General features: G+C 43.9%; 16 protein-coding genes. 10 read left to right on the top strand and 6 right to left on the bottom strand.

The annotated features are described in order from the left end of the window. Positions 1-4: 4 nt before the first annotated feature. Positions 5-874 (bottom strand): sporulation protein, encoded by an 870-nt coding sequence (locus H2C83_RS05585; protein WP_246333780.1) that lies wholly within the window; start codon positions 872-874, stop codon positions 5-7. 283 nt (positions 875-1,157) lie between these two features. On the opposite strand from H2C83_RS05585, the gene H2C83_RS05580 reads away from it, so the two are divergent. After that, the gene (locus tag H2C83_RS05580; RefSeq protein ID WP_181738616.1) at positions 1,158-2,450 is read left to right on the top strand and encodes a homoserine dehydrogenase; all 1,293 of its coding nucleotides are present in this window, start codon (positions 1,158-1,160) and stop codon (positions 2,448-2,450) included. An 81-nt stretch (positions 2,451-2,531) separates the two neighbouring features. Here H2C83_RS05580 and H2C83_RS05575 read toward each other — a convergent pair whose 3' ends face one another. Next, a complete protein-coding gene (locus H2C83_RS05575) occupies positions 2,532-2,801 on the bottom strand; it encodes a metal-sensitive transcriptional regulator (RefSeq protein WP_181738615.1) in 270 nt (89 codons plus the stop codon). Positions 2,802-2,979: 178 nt separating this feature from the next. Between H2C83_RS05575 and H2C83_RS05570 the strand changes: the two genes are divergently transcribed. The 3 genes from H2C83_RS05570 to H2C83_RS05560 all read left to right on the top strand — a co-directional run bounded on the left by H2C83_RS05570 (position 2,980) and on the right by H2C83_RS05560 (position 5,833). Next, on the top strand, positions 2,980-3,903 hold the full coding sequence (locus H2C83_RS05570; RefSeq protein WP_181738614.1) for an ABC transporter ATP-binding protein: 924 nt from the start codon (positions 2,980-2,982) through the stop codon (positions 3,901-3,903). After that, on the top strand, positions 3,896-4,678 hold the full coding sequence (locus H2C83_RS05565; RefSeq protein ID WP_181738613.1) for an ABC transporter permease: 783 nt from the start codon (positions 3,896-3,898) through the stop codon (positions 4,676-4,678). The genes H2C83_RS05570 and H2C83_RS05565 overlap by 8 nt, the downstream gene beginning before the upstream one ends. A 141-nt stretch (positions 4,679-4,819) precedes the next feature. Next, the gene (locus tag H2C83_RS05560) at positions 4,820-5,833 is read left to right on the top strand and encodes an NADP-dependent oxidoreductase (protein WP_181738612.1); all 1,014 of its coding nucleotides are present in this window, start codon (positions 4,820-4,822) and stop codon (positions 5,831-5,833) included. A gap of 51 nt (positions 5,834-5,884) precedes the next feature. Here H2C83_RS05560 and H2C83_RS05555 read toward each other — a convergent pair whose 3' ends face one another. Next, positions 5,885-6,526, bottom strand: a complete 642-nt coding sequence (locus H2C83_RS05555) for a hypothetical protein (RefSeq protein WP_181738611.1) — start codon at positions 6,524-6,526, stop codon at positions 5,885-5,887. A gap of 441 nt (positions 6,527-6,967) precedes the next feature. Next, the gene (locus H2C83_RS05550) at positions 6,968-8,290 is read right to left on the bottom strand and encodes a helix-turn-helix domain-containing protein (protein ID WP_181738609.1); all 1,323 of its coding nucleotides are present in this window, start codon (positions 8,288-8,290) and stop codon (positions 6,968-6,970) included. A 276-nt stretch (positions 8,291-8,566) separates the two neighbouring features. Here H2C83_RS05550 and H2C83_RS05545 point away from each other — a divergent pair, with 276 nt between their 5' ends. The 3 genes from H2C83_RS05545 (at position 8,567) to H2C83_RS05535 (ending at position 11,303) form a co-directional block, all read left to right on the top strand. Then, the gene (locus H2C83_RS05545; protein WP_181738608.1) at positions 8,567-8,860 is read left to right on the top strand and encodes a hypothetical protein; all 294 of its coding nucleotides are present in this window, start codon (positions 8,567-8,569) and stop codon (positions 8,858-8,860) included. Positions 8,861-9,219: 359 nt separating this feature from the next. Further along, a complete protein-coding gene (locus H2C83_RS05540; protein WP_181738606.1) occupies positions 9,220-9,705 on the top strand; it encodes a transglutaminase-like domain-containing protein in 486 nt (161 codons plus the stop codon). Further along, positions 9,702-11,303: an asparagine synthase-related protein gene (locus H2C83_RS05535; RefSeq protein ID WP_181738604.1), complete on the top strand. Its 1,602-nt coding sequence runs from the start codon at positions 9,702-9,704 to the stop codon at positions 11,301-11,303. The genes H2C83_RS05540 and H2C83_RS05535 overlap by 4 nt, the downstream gene beginning before the upstream one ends. 59 nt (positions 11,304-11,362) lie before the next feature. Here H2C83_RS05535 and dnaI read toward each other — a convergent pair whose 3' ends face one another. After that, positions 11,363-12,283: a primosomal protein DnaI gene (gene dnaI / locus H2C83_RS05530; protein ID WP_181738602.1), complete on the bottom strand. Its 921-nt coding sequence runs from the start codon at positions 12,281-12,283 to the stop codon at positions 11,363-11,365. A gap of 486 nt (positions 12,284-12,769) precedes the next feature. On the opposite strand from dnaI, the gene spoVAC reads away from it, so the two are divergent. From spoVAC to spoVAE, 3 genes are read left to right on the top strand one after another with little or no spacing between them, the layout of a single operon-like run. After that, entirely contained in the window at positions 12,770-13,252 is a 483-nt protein-coding gene (gene spoVAC / locus H2C83_RS05525) for a stage V sporulation protein AC (RefSeq protein WP_181738600.1), read from the top strand. Between the two features lies 1 nt (position 13,253). Next, positions 13,254-14,273 (top strand): stage V sporulation protein AD, encoded by a 1,020-nt coding sequence (spoVAD, locus tag H2C83_RS05520; protein WP_181738598.1) that lies wholly within the window; start codon positions 13,254-13,256, stop codon positions 14,271-14,273. Further along, positions 14,270-14,626 carry a stage V sporulation protein AE gene (gene spoVAE / locus H2C83_RS05515; protein ID WP_181738824.1) on the top strand — a complete coding sequence of 119 codons (357 nt, stop codon included), beginning with the start codon at positions 14,270-14,272 and terminating at the stop codon, positions 14,624-14,626. Before spoVAD ends, spoVAE begins: the two co-directional genes overlap by 4 nt. On the opposite strand, the gene H2C83_RS05510 is transcribed toward spoVAE, so the two are convergent. After that, positions 14,610-15,087 (bottom strand): transposase (locus H2C83_RS05510; protein WP_181738596.1); only part of this gene is annotated, 478 nt, incomplete at its 5' end. The two genes, spoVAE and H2C83_RS05510, sit on opposite strands and share 17 nt — an antisense overlap.

Raw genomic sequence — 15,087 nt, 5'->3', positions numbered from 1 at the left:
GTCGTCAAGCCTTTTCATGTCCCAATAACAAGGACTCATCCTTCACGAAAGGGTTTTCATTTTTGAGCCAGGGATTTGGAAACCATTCTCCTGCAAAGGCCCCAATCGCACCTGGAGTGGACGTATATTTGTTATAGAAGCTGTCCTTGCTTTCCTGATACTGTTCCGGGTTTTCAACCATTTCTTCCAAAGCATTCAGCAAAAAAGCTTTCAGTTGATCAGGCCGGTTCAGCAATTCGCGTTTCAGACTGATTTCCCGGCAACTGACCAACTTTGGAGAAGCCAGGTGAAAAAGCTGCAAAAACAAAGAGATGGTATCGTTCCCGATTGCAGCCACAAACTCCATTTCTTTGACTTCCTTCTTTAAAAAACTGGTGGGTGTAAATTCGAAAGATTGCATCATCCCGTCATAGGAGCGAGAACCGTACTTTTCATGAAACCCCAGCTGTTCCAATGCGTTAAGAAGTTGTTGGAAGTAATGCGGAGGAGTTATAATCATCGGGTCTGTATCGGTATAGTTTGTACCCGCAACAATATCGAGATGAGTGATAAACTGATAGGAAACCGTGTATCCGGAAACCAGGAGATTTGAAGGAAGCTGGTAGGAAAAAGGAAATGTAACCACTTCGGAGGGATGAACCAGAAAAGGAGAGTGAAACGGGAACTGTGCGATGGAATGGGAATAAACACGCTGCCCGATGCGGATGTGGATCATCAGATCGATGTCGATCTTCTTGATTTTTTGCTCAATGATCCCGCCGCGAATAACCAGTTTTCCCTTGACCGGATCTCCCAACCGTACATGATCTTGCTCCAGGACCAAGTCGATCTGGGCTCCGCCTTTCCCCATTTTTGCCAACAGGGTTTTAAACATCACGGAAGATCGTACCCCCTTAATGAAATCAGAACTGTTTTCTTTTTTTATTTGTGTCAAGCATACGCTTTCATGAACTACTATAGTAATCTTAACAACTTTTTGGAATGGAAAAAATGACAATATTGAAAAAGAAAAAAATTTTTTCTAATAAAAGCTTAAATTTATAGTTGCTATTTTTTCTGTCCTTCGCTATACTGTCTTCAATTAAAAAACATATGTCCGTCATATAAGGACGTTAAATGGTTTTGTCTATTGTTTTCATACAAAGGGAGGATCATAAGTGCAGAAAGAGATTCGTATAGGTCTTTTAGGACTGGGGACAGTTGGTTCAGGTGTAGTTCGGATAATTTCAAATCATCAGGAAGAGTTGTACAAGCAAACAGGACTTCATATCCACATCGATAAAATACTTGTACGAGATACGAATAAAAAGAGAGAAGTGCCGATCGCTCCGGACCGGTTGACTGTCAATGCCGAAGAAATCATCGAAGATCCCGAAATTGACGTGATTGTTGAAGTAATGGGTGGAATTGAACCTGCGAAACAGTATATCCTGGAAGCATTAAAACGGAAAAAAAATGTCGTGACAGCAAATAAGGACTTGATGGCTCTTCACGGTGCGGAAATTTTACGGATTGCTCAGCAAAACCGGTGCGATGTTTTTTATGAAGCGAGTGTAGCGGGAGGCATTCCCATCCTGAGGGCACTGACAGACAGTTTTTCTTCCGATCGTATTACGAAAATAATGGGAATTGTGAATGGAACCACTAATTATATTTTATCCAAGATGAGCCAGACTGGGGCCGATTATCAGGAAACCCTTGAAGAAGCGCAGAAGCTGGGGTATGCAGAAGCCAACCCTGGTTCTGATGTGGAGGGATGGGATGCGGCGTATAAAATGTCGATCTTGTCTACTTTGGGCTTCCACGTGGCGATGAATCTGAGCGAAGTGGATGTAAAAGGGATTTCCGATGTATCGATTGAAGATATTGAGCTTGGAAAGAAACTTGGTTATGAAATGAAATTGTTGGGTCTGGCGAAACTGGACGATCAAAAGATTGAAGTAAGTGTTCAACCGACACTTGTTCGCAACACGCATCCGCTTGCCTCTGTAAATGGTGTTTACAATGCCATTTATATCGAAGGCGAAGCAGTGGGCGAAACGATGTTTTATGGACCGGGAGCAGGCGCGCTGCCTACAGCCACATCGGTTGTTTCCGATCTGGTCAGCGTCGTCCGGAATATGAAGTTGGGGGTCAATGGGCAGAAAATGGTTGCGCCATATAAAGAAAAGCGGCTGAAAACGGATGATGAGAAATATGCCAAATATTTTCTGCGCATGGTTGTAGCGGATCAACGTGGAGTATTGGCGCAAATGACCCAATTGTTTGCCAATAACCACATCTCTTTGGAACAGGTAATCCAGCAGCCATATAATAGCGGGAATCGTGCCGAAATTATTCTGGTTACTCATGAAGCGGCCAAGAGTGATTTGGAGATTGCCCTTGCCACAATGAAAGAGATGGATGTTGTCTCTTCGATTGAAAGCTGCTATCCCGTAGTTGAGGCCTAGCTTATACGGATCCACTAAAACAGGGTGAAAAAGCTTTGTTTTAGTGGATCAACTTTTTTAGAAGAAAGCGGGGGAGCAAAATTAACGGCTTTTTATCAATAAATTCATGGCCTCCTTGAGTAACCGTTCCGTGTCTGCGTTTTCCCCTTTGTTCAGTTCTTCGCGCAGGCATTGTTCCAGATTGTGAGTCAAGATATAAGCAATCGCGCGGTCTACTGCAGAGCGGACTGCTGAAAGCTGGGAGACAACTTCTTTGCAATCTTTCTGTTCCTCCATCATGCGCAAGACCCCGCGTACTTGTCCTTCAATGCGCCGCAAACGTTTTTTTACATTGTCATCATATTCCCTCATTACCTGTGATTCCCCCCTTTTTTCTATTATCCTAAATCTTCCCCTCTGAATAAACCATTTATCGGGAATTTCAGTCAGATCGAGGTAATTTTTCGTCGTTCATCAAACGTTTCCTTGTCAAGCGTCACAGGTCTGTTACAATTTGAGAATAGCGATATTGTGTTAAAGGAGCGAGAAAATGAAACCTTTATTAGAAATCAGAAACATATCCAAGTTGATCAAGGGACGCAAAATTATTGACGATATCTCGCTGGATGTGTATCCGGGAGAAGTGTTTGGACTGCTTGGGCCCAACGGTGCCGGGAAAACAACCATTATCCGGATGATTGCGGGTTTGATGGCCATGGATCAGGGAGACATCTTCATCCATGGCCACAGTATCAAAACACAGTTTGAACAGGCTATTCAACCGGTTGGTGCGATTGTGGAAAATCCGGTATTGTATCCTTTTTTAACAGGTTACCAGAATTTGCGCCACTTTGCGCGAATGGTCCCCGATGTTGACGAACAACGGATTGATGAAGTGGTGTCGCAGGTGAAATTGGACGACCGTATCCACGATGCGGTCAAGACTTATTCTCTGGGGATGCGCCAGCGCCTGGGACTGGCACAGGCACTGCTCCATCAACCCAGCCTGCTCATTCTCGACGAACCGACAAACGGCCTCGATCCGGCCGGGATTCACCAACTGCGTGATCATTTGCGCAATCTTGCCAAAAAGCGGGGAACGGCTGTGCTGGTATCGAGCCATTTGCTGTCGGAAATGCAGCTGATGTGTGACCGTTTCGCCATTGTCCAGCATGGTAGATTGGTGGCGCTCAAACCGATCCGGGAAGAACAGCTTCAGGAAGACGCCGAGTTGTTTGTGCAGTTTGAGGTGGATCAGGCTGAACAGATCAAACCGGTTTTTGAGGAATTGAAATGGAACAAGGAAGTCATCCCAATTCCGCATGGATTTCAAGTCTCCATAAAAAAAGAACAGATTCCTGAATTAAATGCCTGTCTGATTCAAAAAGGCGTAAAAGTTTATGGGATAAAAACGGTTGAAAAAACACTGGAAGACCAGTATCTGGAAATGACTGAAGGTGGTTGCAATGGTTAGTATTTACCGGCTTATCCAAAATGAATCCATGAAAGTAATCGTGCGGACACGCACGTTTGTCTTTTTAATCAGCCTTTTGCTGTTCAGTTTCCTAATGGCGTTTTTCCGTCTTTATCTGGAAAGAATGGGCGGGGCGGGTGAAGATGTCTGGGGATTTTTGCTATTCAACAGCAACCTTTTATTCCTGGTTGAACTGTTTGCTGTCATTATTGCCTCAGATATTGTCAGCAGCGAATTCACCTGGGGCACAGCCACATTGCTGTGTGTCCGTCCGGTAAAGCGCTGGAAAATTTTATTGTCCAAATATGTGACTGTTGTTTTGTTTACCCTGGTTTTTGTTGGAATTCTGATGGTCAGTTCGATTCTGTTCGGCATGGTTTTTTTCGGCTTTCCTGTGCAAAGTGATTCGTCCATGCCGTTATTGTCCCGTGCCTTGGGCCATTACGGGATCGGGATTGTGGAAATGCTGCCCATGATTACCCTGGCGTTCACGATTTCCTCGATTTCAAAAAGCAATTCGTTTTCAGTCGGGTGTTCCCTGTTTGCATTATTTGGGGGTACCTTTGTGGTGGAACTGTTAAGAATGTACGGTTTTCAGTGGGCAAAATACCTCCTGTTTGCCAATCTTGATCTGGAAGTATATATATATGGAGGAATTCCCGCGTTCCCTGGCATGACCCTGTCATTTTCTCTCATAAACATCCTGGTCCATTTCATATGCTTTTTATGGGTGTCGTGGTGGGTGTTTACGAAAAGAGATATTACGATGGCATAAGCGATCCTGCTGCCACAAAACCGGGTAAATTTGCCATTTTTTGACCCATGCTGATTTAATGAGCTGAAAAACGGGAATAAACAGCCATGACTGGCATAAATCTGAATCGTGCCAAGGTTTTTATGAGTGTGGAGGGGTATTATGGCACAAAAGATGAATCAAAAGGTTCTGCTTGCCAGGCGTCCGCGGGGGATGCCGGTGCATGAAGATTTCAGATGGGTGGAAGAGGAAATTTCCCAACCCGCTTTTGGGGAAGTGCTGGTGAAAACGTTATATTTATCGGTTGATCCATATATGCGTGGAAGAATGAGTGACCGTAAATCATATGTGCCCCCGTATCAGCTTGATGAGGTTGTTCAGGGCGGAGTAGTGGGGAAAGTGATTCAATCCCGGTCAAAGGAGTTCCAGGAAGGGGATTTTGTACTTGGCAATTATGGCTGGCAAACCTACGCGGTGACCAGTGAGGATGAACTGACCAGAATTGATCCCGATTTGGCTCCCATCTCGACAGCACTCGGTGTATTGGGCATGCCCGGATTAACCGCATATTTTGGTCTGCTGGAAATCGGTCAGCCCAAACCGGGAGAAACGGTGGTTATCTCCGGTGCGGCGGGTGCAGTTGGAATGACAGCCGGGCAAATCGCAAAAATAAAAGGCTGCCGTGTTGTCGGCATTGCCGGTTCTGACCAAAAGACCGCTTATCTCGTCAATGAACTGGGATTTGATGGAGCAATCAATTACAAATCATCAAAATCGCTCAGGAATGATTTGGAACAGGTTTGCCCGAACGGAGTGGATATTTATTATGACAATGTAGGCGGGGAAATTTCCGACCAGGTTTTGCCGCTTTTGAATCATCAGGCACGCATTCCTCTGTGTGGCCAGATTTCCCTGTACAATCTGGAAAAGGATATTGGTCCCAGAATTCAGCCCAGACTCCTGATTACAAGTGCGATGATGAAAGGCTTTATTGTGTCGGACTATGTGGACAAATTTGACCAGGGATTGAAGCAACTGGCTGAATGGGTGAAAACGGGGTGGCTCAAATACAGGGAAAATGTGATCGAGGGATTTGAACATACCGTTGATGCTTTTCTGGGCTTGTTTAAAGGGGAAAACATCGGGAAGCAACTGGTAAGGGTATCTGATCGATAAAAAGCGAAAAAACCCGCCTTGAGCGGGTTTTTTATCACAGATGTTTATGCGTCAATTCGTTTTTTTCAAAGGCTGACCTGTAATTTCCTGGCTCAATTTTTCCCATGACTGGTTAAATTGTGGGATCAACGATTGAATTTCTTTGAGCAATTGTTTTCTTTCCTTGTTTAACTGTTCATATTGGTCTTTTGGCGGCTTTACCTTTTTTACAAGGGCGGAATAGTATTTCTTGTTTGTTTGCAAAATCAGGATATTTACTTCTGCCAACCGGGATTCGCGCTCAACCAGTTGTTTGAAATGGTTAAGGGCGGGCATGACCAATTGTTTTTTTTCATCAGACAGTTTTTGTGCGGTTTCGATCTGCTGTGCCAGCTGTTGCCGGATACTATCTTCTTCTGCTTTATATTTGCCCAATTCCGCGATGATCATATCCATTTCTTTCAAAAGTTTCTTCAATTTGTCCGGGTCTGCATTTCCTGTTTCCTGAATCGTCCTGTTGAATTCATTCATACTCAATTCCATGTTTTTATAATGCATGTCCATATTCTTTCGTGTCCAATCATTGGCATTTTCCTGTTTGACCAGTTGATCAATCGAATCAACCAGTTGATTGGTCAAGTGATAGTCCGTAAAGAATGAACAGCCTGTGAGCAGGAAAAATGAGCAAAAAAGAATCAGCGCTTTTTTCAACATGGAACATCCCTTCTCTAATGATAAAGCAGTGATTCTATCATACTGAATGAATATAGTTATTTCAATCGAAAAGACTATGGCAAAATTTAAAAGCAGGGGCACAAAGTGGACAAAAAACAAATTACGGCAACGAATAATAGGATATAAAAAGTTTCCTTGAAAAATACCGGGTAAAAAGAGGCAGGATGCCAGGATCAATGATTGACATTTCTGTAAAATAAATATAGAATTTTTATTGATAGAAAAGAAAAAATCGAATTTTAAATAAAAAAGCAGCCATAGTGGGAATGGCTGCCTCATACTTGGTTATTCAGGAAAGATTTCCAATTTTATACAGCCGGGGGTTCTCCGCCAAAAAGACGTGTCATTGCGCTCGCCTCCTTTCAGAAGGATAATTGAACATTTCGAATTATACAGCGGGCGGTTCGCCAAAAAGACGTGTCATGGCTGACCCCCTCCTTTTTCAAGAAGTTGCTGGCAATAGGATTGAAAAAATCGGTTTTTGTATTTTTCATAAGTGACTGGGTCTTCCTCTTCGCAGCATTTAGCAAGCTTTACCAAAATTTCCGGTTCAAGGTTCTTCAGCGCGTGTTTCTCGGACAGAGTCAGCGCTTGCTGAAATTGTTTGCGGGCATCCTTGTTCTTGTTTTGCATCATGTAGCAGTCGCCGAGGGCGATCAATGCACGGCAATATTTTAATGCGTCATTTGTTTTTTGCCCTGTTTGAACAGCATTGAGTAAAGCTTTTTGCGCGAAGGGAATTTTTTTTGTCTTTAAGTATAGCATACCGAGTTTGGTATGGGTAGACACTAACATATTTTTTTTTCCGATTTTTTTTTCAAGTTTTAATGCTGTGCGAAAAGCAACTTCTGCCTTGAAATAATCTCCCATGTATTGGTAACTGCTGCCGAGCGCTGTCCAAAGTTCAAAAGCGCGGTCAACGTTCTGATCCACGCGGGCCAGATGCAGCCCTTTGGTTGCAAATTCAATCGCCTTTTCGTGTAATTTTTGTTTGCTGAGTAAAATGGCATGCACTTCATACATGCTGCTGCGAATTTCGATGCTTTCAATTTTGTCAACTTGTTTCCACATCTCTTCCAGTGTAAGGAAAGCATCTTCGTCCCGGTCCAGTTTTTCGAGATAGATCACCTTGCTTAATTGCAAGTGGTAAACAACATATTCGCGGTCTCCCTCGGGGATATACGATTCCAGTCCTTTTTCAATATAGTTGAGTGCCTGCTCAATATTGTTTAAATAGTAACAGCACCGTCCCAGCTCGTTATAGGTAGCGGCACGCAGGTTGGTTTTTTCCCATTCCGGGAATTGTTTGAGCAGACTCAGTGTTTTCAGAAACTGCGCCTGTGCCTTTTTCCAGTATTTTTTTCGGGCCAGGCATTTTCCCTTGAGAAAAAGATAGGTTGTTTGCAGAGGGGAATTTTTGTCGATTTCGGTTATGCGCAGTTCTTCCAGCCCTTTGTCCGGCCCGGCCATGTCAATGTCATGCTCGATGGCAAATAATTGAAATTTTAACTGTTCCTCGCGTTCCTTTTCATCATCATAAGATTTGGATAATTGTTTGACGTTCAAATCCAGCTTGTTGCAGATGCGCAAATATATTTCATCATTAACTACCTCACCTTTTTCTACTTTTCGAATGGTGTGCAGTTTAATCATATTGTCCACTAAATCACTTTGCCTTAGCCCCATTTCTTTACGTCTTTTCTTGATCACTCGCCCCGCATTCTCATGGTCAAGAGGGAGCATGCAACTCACCTCCAAATATAAAAAATAAATTTTTTGTTTTTCGGGTTTATTTGACTGATTTTTGTGAACATGTGCAAAAAAAGAATGAATATGTTTGTTTTATTTTTGTTTTATCTATCTATTTTGGCACATATCTGCAAAAATCCTTCTGTTCCTGGTAATTTTTTATTAATTTGCAATTGAAGCAATGGATTTATAAACTATAGTCATAAAGATGGATTGCCGATTGGTTTCAATTACAAAGATTCAGCACATTTTTGCGGGAGGAGTTGCTTTATGTTAAAGGTGCAGGTCGAAGGTCAGATGGAAAAAGTCCAACCTTTTCTGTCCGATTTAAAACAGCGTTCTCAAATAGAATTACTCAAGAATGAAACGAAAATCCACGAAGAGGAAGGGATTCGGGTTATTTGCTATGTGGATCACAATCCGGAAAAACGGGTTAAAACGGTACAATTGTCGACAATTGACGGAAATAAAATCCAACTTCCGCTGATGGATTTGATTCAGGTGGAAATGGATAAAGGGAAAAAAATTATTACCGGACGCTCTTTCGATATTTTTGGTTCGTAACATCGTATTCTTTTATAAATAATTTAAAGTTTTAAAAAATTCTATCTGTTTTCCTCCTTTACTTACGGTTCCTTCACAAACAGATCTGCAACAGGATAGGTCGATTCAACGTTTGAAACTTCAAAGGAAAAAGAGCAAAAGTGATGATAAGACCTGACAAGGGTCTTTTTTTTATTACTGTTTGAAAAGTAGCAATATTTGTTTTACAATAGTAATTGAGGTACCATACCATGATCATGCACTCATCCCTGTATCAGCCAAATGCCACATCTGTATATGATCTGAATCTGCGGGAGACAAGGTACAGTATGAACATTTTTTTACTGTACTTTTTTTATACCAACCGGAGGAGATCAAAAGTGGATCTGTATTATGCTCTCCTGTTTGCCAAAGACCGAATCGCCAAGATTCCGCCCATTCCTGCCAGGCGGTTGTGGCTGGTGATAAAGACCTCGCTTTACATGCTCTTTTATTACAGAAAGCATGGATTGAATGAGGCATTGTGCCATTTGAAAACCATTGAATGTACCGATCCGGTGCAAATCAGCCATCCCTTGCTGGAATTTTTGTATGCCAGGCGGATTATGGTGTATTCCCAACTGAGTGTTCGTATATTCAGTATCAAAAGAGTCGATTCTTTTCTCCGTTCGCTGGCTTTGTGTGCTTCATTGAAAAAGCTGGGGATTCCGGCACAAATGGTGCTGGGTGAAAAAAATGAGGAATATGTGATTGAACGCTTGCACTTTTGGGTGGAAATAAGAGGAGTGCCTTTAAATGAATCATGGGAAGTGGAATGGCATTTTCGTGAGATCAAGCGTATACCGGAAAGGCTTGAAGATCATTGAGACAATTTCATGAAATAGAAGGGTTTATCGATTTTACCTTTTTCCAAAACTACTTTCAGTTTTATGGTGAAGTCTGGAGTTATCCGCCAAGACTGGAACCGCTGATGAGGCTGGTCAGGGAAAAAAGATGGGCAGAAGCAAGGAATGAATTCAGGAACCTGTTGAAATTCGGAGACGGGTTTCTCAAACAGATCGATGGTGCTTTTATTGTGGTTTATTTTGAGAGAAAAGAAAAAAGCGGGTTTATTTACCGTAGTTTATTGTGCAAGTATTCGCTCTATTTGTACCAAACAAGGCGTCAGGTTTTCTGGGCTACCAGAATTGAAAAAGTGCTGAAAGAAGTCCGCCCTGACCTGAACATGGTTCACAGGGAAAAGCTGATCCGTTCCTGCTTTGGCGAAGCGCTGGAACCATCGCAAACCTATTTTACGGATATTCAGAAGCTTCCGGCCGGGTCGATGCTTCGGATTTTGAATGAAAAAGCTGAGCTTGTCCCATATGACCTGGTACATGCCCAATCGGATATTGCCCGGTTAAAATGGGAACATGTGACTTATCTGGTTGTGGAAACGTTAACAAAAACGATTTTAAAACGGGTTCAGCCAGCTGACCGGGTAGGGGTGCTGCTCAGCGGAGGAATTGATTCTGCGATTGTGCTGATGTTGCTTAAATCCTGCAATGTCCCGATCGTCAGCTATCATTGGGGATGGCTGAATGAAAAATCAAGGTATCGTCTAAGCGTAGAAAAACTCACCAAGGTTGCCGACGTTCCTTTTGCAATCATCGAACCGGGTGAATTGAAAGATTTGAACAGGGACGCTTCTTCCTTTTATCTTCCGTATCCAAGTCTCGATTACCTGATGTTGGAAAAAACCTGCGAACGAAGCCGAAAGGATGGAGTCAATCTGCTGGCATCCGGTTATTTCAGCGATTATATTTTCGGGTATTATGGCACGGAACGCTTTTCCAGGCAATTCTGGAGCAAATCATTATTCCGGCGGATGATAGAACGCATGGGGATGCTGCGCCCAACTTGGGCCGATCGCCCCGAGGATTTGCCGATCCCGTTGTTTTTCACAGATGAGGCAGCCAAACAGGCAAAGAGATATTTGAGAACCCTTAAGGAAAAATCTGATGCTGAGGAGGCACTTGGATTTTCCCTGAACCGGGACAAAGAGACCCTGATCCAGTTACATCAGCTGTCTCCCCATCAGATGAATATGCTGTTCCCTTTTGTCAGCCGGGAACTGATAGAATTGGCAGTTTCTCTGCCTCCGGATATGAAAGTGCTCTTCCGGGGTGGTCAATGGATTGAAAAGCCCCTTTTGCGCTGGGCTTTTTTTGACTGGCTGCCCAGTGATGTCATAACCTATGTTCCCAGGCAATATGAGGTGATGTCCGTTGAATCCCGTTTCTTGATGAAATACAAGGAACAGGTGAGGGAACTGTTAAATGAGTCATCTCTTCTGGCCAAATGGGGAATCATTCATTGCGGGCGGCTGGAGCAATGTTTGCAGCACCAACGGTTATTGATGCTGTCAACCAAAGGGCTGATTTGGGCTTATATGACTGAAATCTGGCTGCGTTCCCTGGTATAACCACCTTCATCAGTCAGCTGCTTCTCATGGTCAGAGGCAGTTTTTGATGAAGGTTTTTTTTATGTTGGGTAGCGGCGATTATGCCCCTGAACCAGAATGGGCTTTACCAGCGGGCGAATTCGTTCCATCAGCCGTTTTCCCTTGAGGATTTCCCACCCGCCTTTGCTGGTATAGCTGAAATGCTCCTCCAGTTCATCCAGCGTCATGTTGGATGTGTATATGGTCGGAAGCTTTTCGGCCATCCGGGTATGCAAAACGACAGACAGCACTTCATCCCTCAGCCACGGAGTCAGGGATTCTGCCCCGATATCGTCAAGAATCAAAACCCGGGTGGTTTTCAGGGCTTCGATTTTGTTGCCGATTCGTTTGTCAGCGATCGATTCTTTCAATTCTTCGACCAGTGCCGGAAAGTGAACCATCAATGAAGGAATTTCATGCTTTGCAAGTTCGTTTGTGATGGCCCCGGCAATATAGCTTTTTCCCACCCCAAAAGCCCCGTACAGATACAGGCCTTGTGCGGGGGTTCCGTTGGTGAAGCTCATGCAGAAATCAATGGCTGAATGGATAGCTTCATGTCTTCCAATATCGTCAAAATCAATCTGTTCAAAGGTAGAATTTTGGATATCCCTGGGAATATGGTGGCTTTTGATCAGGGTTTTACGGCGCTTTTTCCTGAGCTTGCTGCATTCGTGCATGGAAAGATCCAGATAGCCACTGTACTCGTTGAGCTCGGAGTAATGTCCTTTTACAATGTTGGAACATCGATCCAACCCTGGACAAATTTTACAGTTGGTACGATCTGTTACAAATTGCTGCAGCAAAGAGAATGAACGCAGGTAGACTTCATCAGGAAGTTCGGGATGTTCTTTCCTGAACGCTTCAACGAGCGGAAATTTGTACAGAAGCCGTAACTGCTGTTCCTTGTCGATCCTTTTCGGTTGTTTGCCCATGGGAGCAAAAACATCCTTTAACCGTTTCATCACGAATCTCCCTTACCCCTAATTCGTTCTTCAAGTGTGCACTCTCTATTTTATCAGGAAACGGAAATGAATTTCATCCTGAAATCAGGAATCTGTTTTTCCGACAGAAGGAGAAGGGATATAAAATGGGAGCGCAAGTAACCAAAAATGGTTTACTAAAGGATTATTTCAGTTGGAACATGTTGGAGGGGAATCCGTGTCAAACGGTACCAGTGCAGTAATCAAAAATCGGCGGTTCTTTTAAGATCCGGGATTGTTCTCGTAAAGCTCCACCAGATGATATTTTACTTAACTGTTAACGAGTACCATCCCTGCCTGTTTGACAGTTACTGTTTTATCATGAAACGGAAACAGATTTCATCCCGAAATCAGAAATTTCTTTTTCCATCAACCGGATAAAAAGAGGTATAAAACGAAGTATAAGTGAGCAAAAATGATTTACTAGAGATACTAGTTAACAAGTTGGAATATATTGGAGGGGGACCCATGTCAAAGGAAAGCAAAAAGAAGTTGACTCCCGTTCAATTGGAATATCACCATTTTATCAAGTCACGGCAGCCGGAAAGGCCAGTATGGAAAAACTGCATCATTGCCTTTCTGGTGGGAGGAAGCATCTGTCTGATCGGACAACTGATATCCACTTTTTATATTCATATGTTTGGATTTGACAAGGAATCAGCGGGAGATCCCACGGTCGCGACACTTATATTCATATCTGTATTGCTGACCGGTTTGGGAGTTTATGACCATATTGCCCAAAGGGCAGGTGCCGGTACGATTATTCCTGTCACCGGTTTTGCCAATGCCATGGCATCGGCAGCGATTGAACATCGGTCGGAGGGTTTTGTGTTGGGTGTGGGCGGAAATATGTTCAAGCTGGCCGGTTCCGTCATCGTTTTTGGGGTGTTTGCTGCTTTTGTGATTGCGATTATCAAGGTTCTGCTTAAAACGCTGTTGGGGGGAGCATGAGATGATACAGGGACGAACTTGGGTTTTTGACCAGGTGCCATATATCAAATCGTCGGCTGCTGTGGGCGGTCCCTTTGAAGCAAAAGGGCCTTTGGCTGATGATTTTGATATATTGCATGAAGATATATGGCTGGGGCAAGACAGTTTTGAAAAAGCGGAAAAAGTGCTTATGGAAAATGCTTGTGAATATGCGATTAAGAAAGCCGGTATTTCCAAGGAGTCGATTCAGTTTTTTTTAGCCGGTGATTTAATGAATCAGGTGATTTCCAGCAATTTTACTGCCAGAAAGCTGGCTGTTCCCTATCTGGGCCTGTTTGGTGCCTGTTCGACATCTATGGAAAGCCTCGCCCTGGGTTCTCTGATCGTAAACAGCGGTTTTGCCAGCCATGTGCTGGTGGCAACATCAAGTCACAACGCAGCTGCTGAAAAACAATACCGGTATCCGACCGAATACGGATCACAAAAGCCGCCCACCGCACAGTGGACAGTAACAGGAGCAGGAGCCGCCGTATTATCACAAGAGAAAACCCCTGAAGGGATCCGGGTTGCTGCCGCCACGATCGGGCGAGTGGTAGACATGGGGATCTCCGATCCGTTTAATATGGGAGCTGCCATGGCACCGGCGGCGGTAGATACCATTGAGGCCCATTTCCGGGACCTTGATTTGGACGAAAACGCCTATGATCTGATTCTGACCGGTGACCTGGGCAAGATCGGACATCGGATTGCCGCCGACTTGCTGGAAAAGCACGGCTTGAAATTGTCGCCCGACAAATTTGATGATTGCGGATTGATGATTTATCATGAATCCCAACCGATTCAGGCCGGTGCGAGCGGATGTGCCTGTTCAGCCTGTGTTACCTACGGGCATGTGCTCAACCGGATGCGAAAAGGAGAACTGAAAAAGGTGATGGTTGTAGCCACAGGTGCATTGCTTTCGCCGATCAGTTACCAGCAGAAGGAAAGTATCCCCTGCATCGCCCACGCTGTTGTGCTGGAAAAAAGAGAGGGGGAAGAATAAGCATGATTTTTTTCTGGTCTTTTGTGGTAGGGGGGTTCATCTGTGTGATTGGGCAAATATTGATGGATGTATTCAAACTGACACCCGCTCATACAACAAGTATGCTGGTCGTTGTGGGAGCGATTCTGGACGGGTTTGGATGGTATGAACCCCTGATTGATTTTGCTGGCGCCGGCGCGACAGTGCCGATTACCAGTTTCGGAAACGCATTGGTTCACGGGGCAATGGCTGAAGCAAATAAATACGGGTTGGTAGGTGTGATCACGGGAATATTTGAAGTTACAAGTGCCGGTATTTCAGCCGCGATCATATTTGGATTCCTGGGGGCATTGGTTTTTAAGGCAAAAGGATAGAGATCCGTTTGGTTCTCTGGCTTGATGACAAACTCCAGGTTTTTTTCGCAAGAAAAGGGCTTGGGGTTGTATATTTCAGGGAGATAAACAAATTAAGGAAATTCAATTTATTAATTAGCCGGATCACAAGGCTTTTTCCTCTCTTCGAGAGGAGCAGAGCCAGTTTTTTAACATTTTGGGCCATGGCAGTAAGGAGGCATTGCTCTTTCACTTTGGCAAGCCCCCTGTAACGTGCATAGCGAAGACTATGCAGTTCTTTTGCGTCAGCAAAGCTGCGCTCAATGGTTTCGCGACGTCGTTTGTACAGTTGTTTTCCTCTTTCACTCAAACGGTTTTTTCGAACCCATTCTTTGGCATTTTCCCACACGTGGCGAGTCACAACTTTTTGAAAGGTTTTGGAGCGAGTACAACGGGAGAGAAAGAGACAGTTCTGACACACATTTGGATTTGACTTGTATTCG

The organism is Thermoactinomyces mirandus (assembly GCF_013868055.1).
GTDB lineage: Bacteria > Bacillota > Bacilli > Thermoactinomycetales > Thermoactinomycetaceae > Thermoactinomyces > Thermoactinomyces mirandus.
Note: the sequence above shows the minus strand (reverse complement) of the source record. Positions and strands in the feature narration are given on the sequence as shown.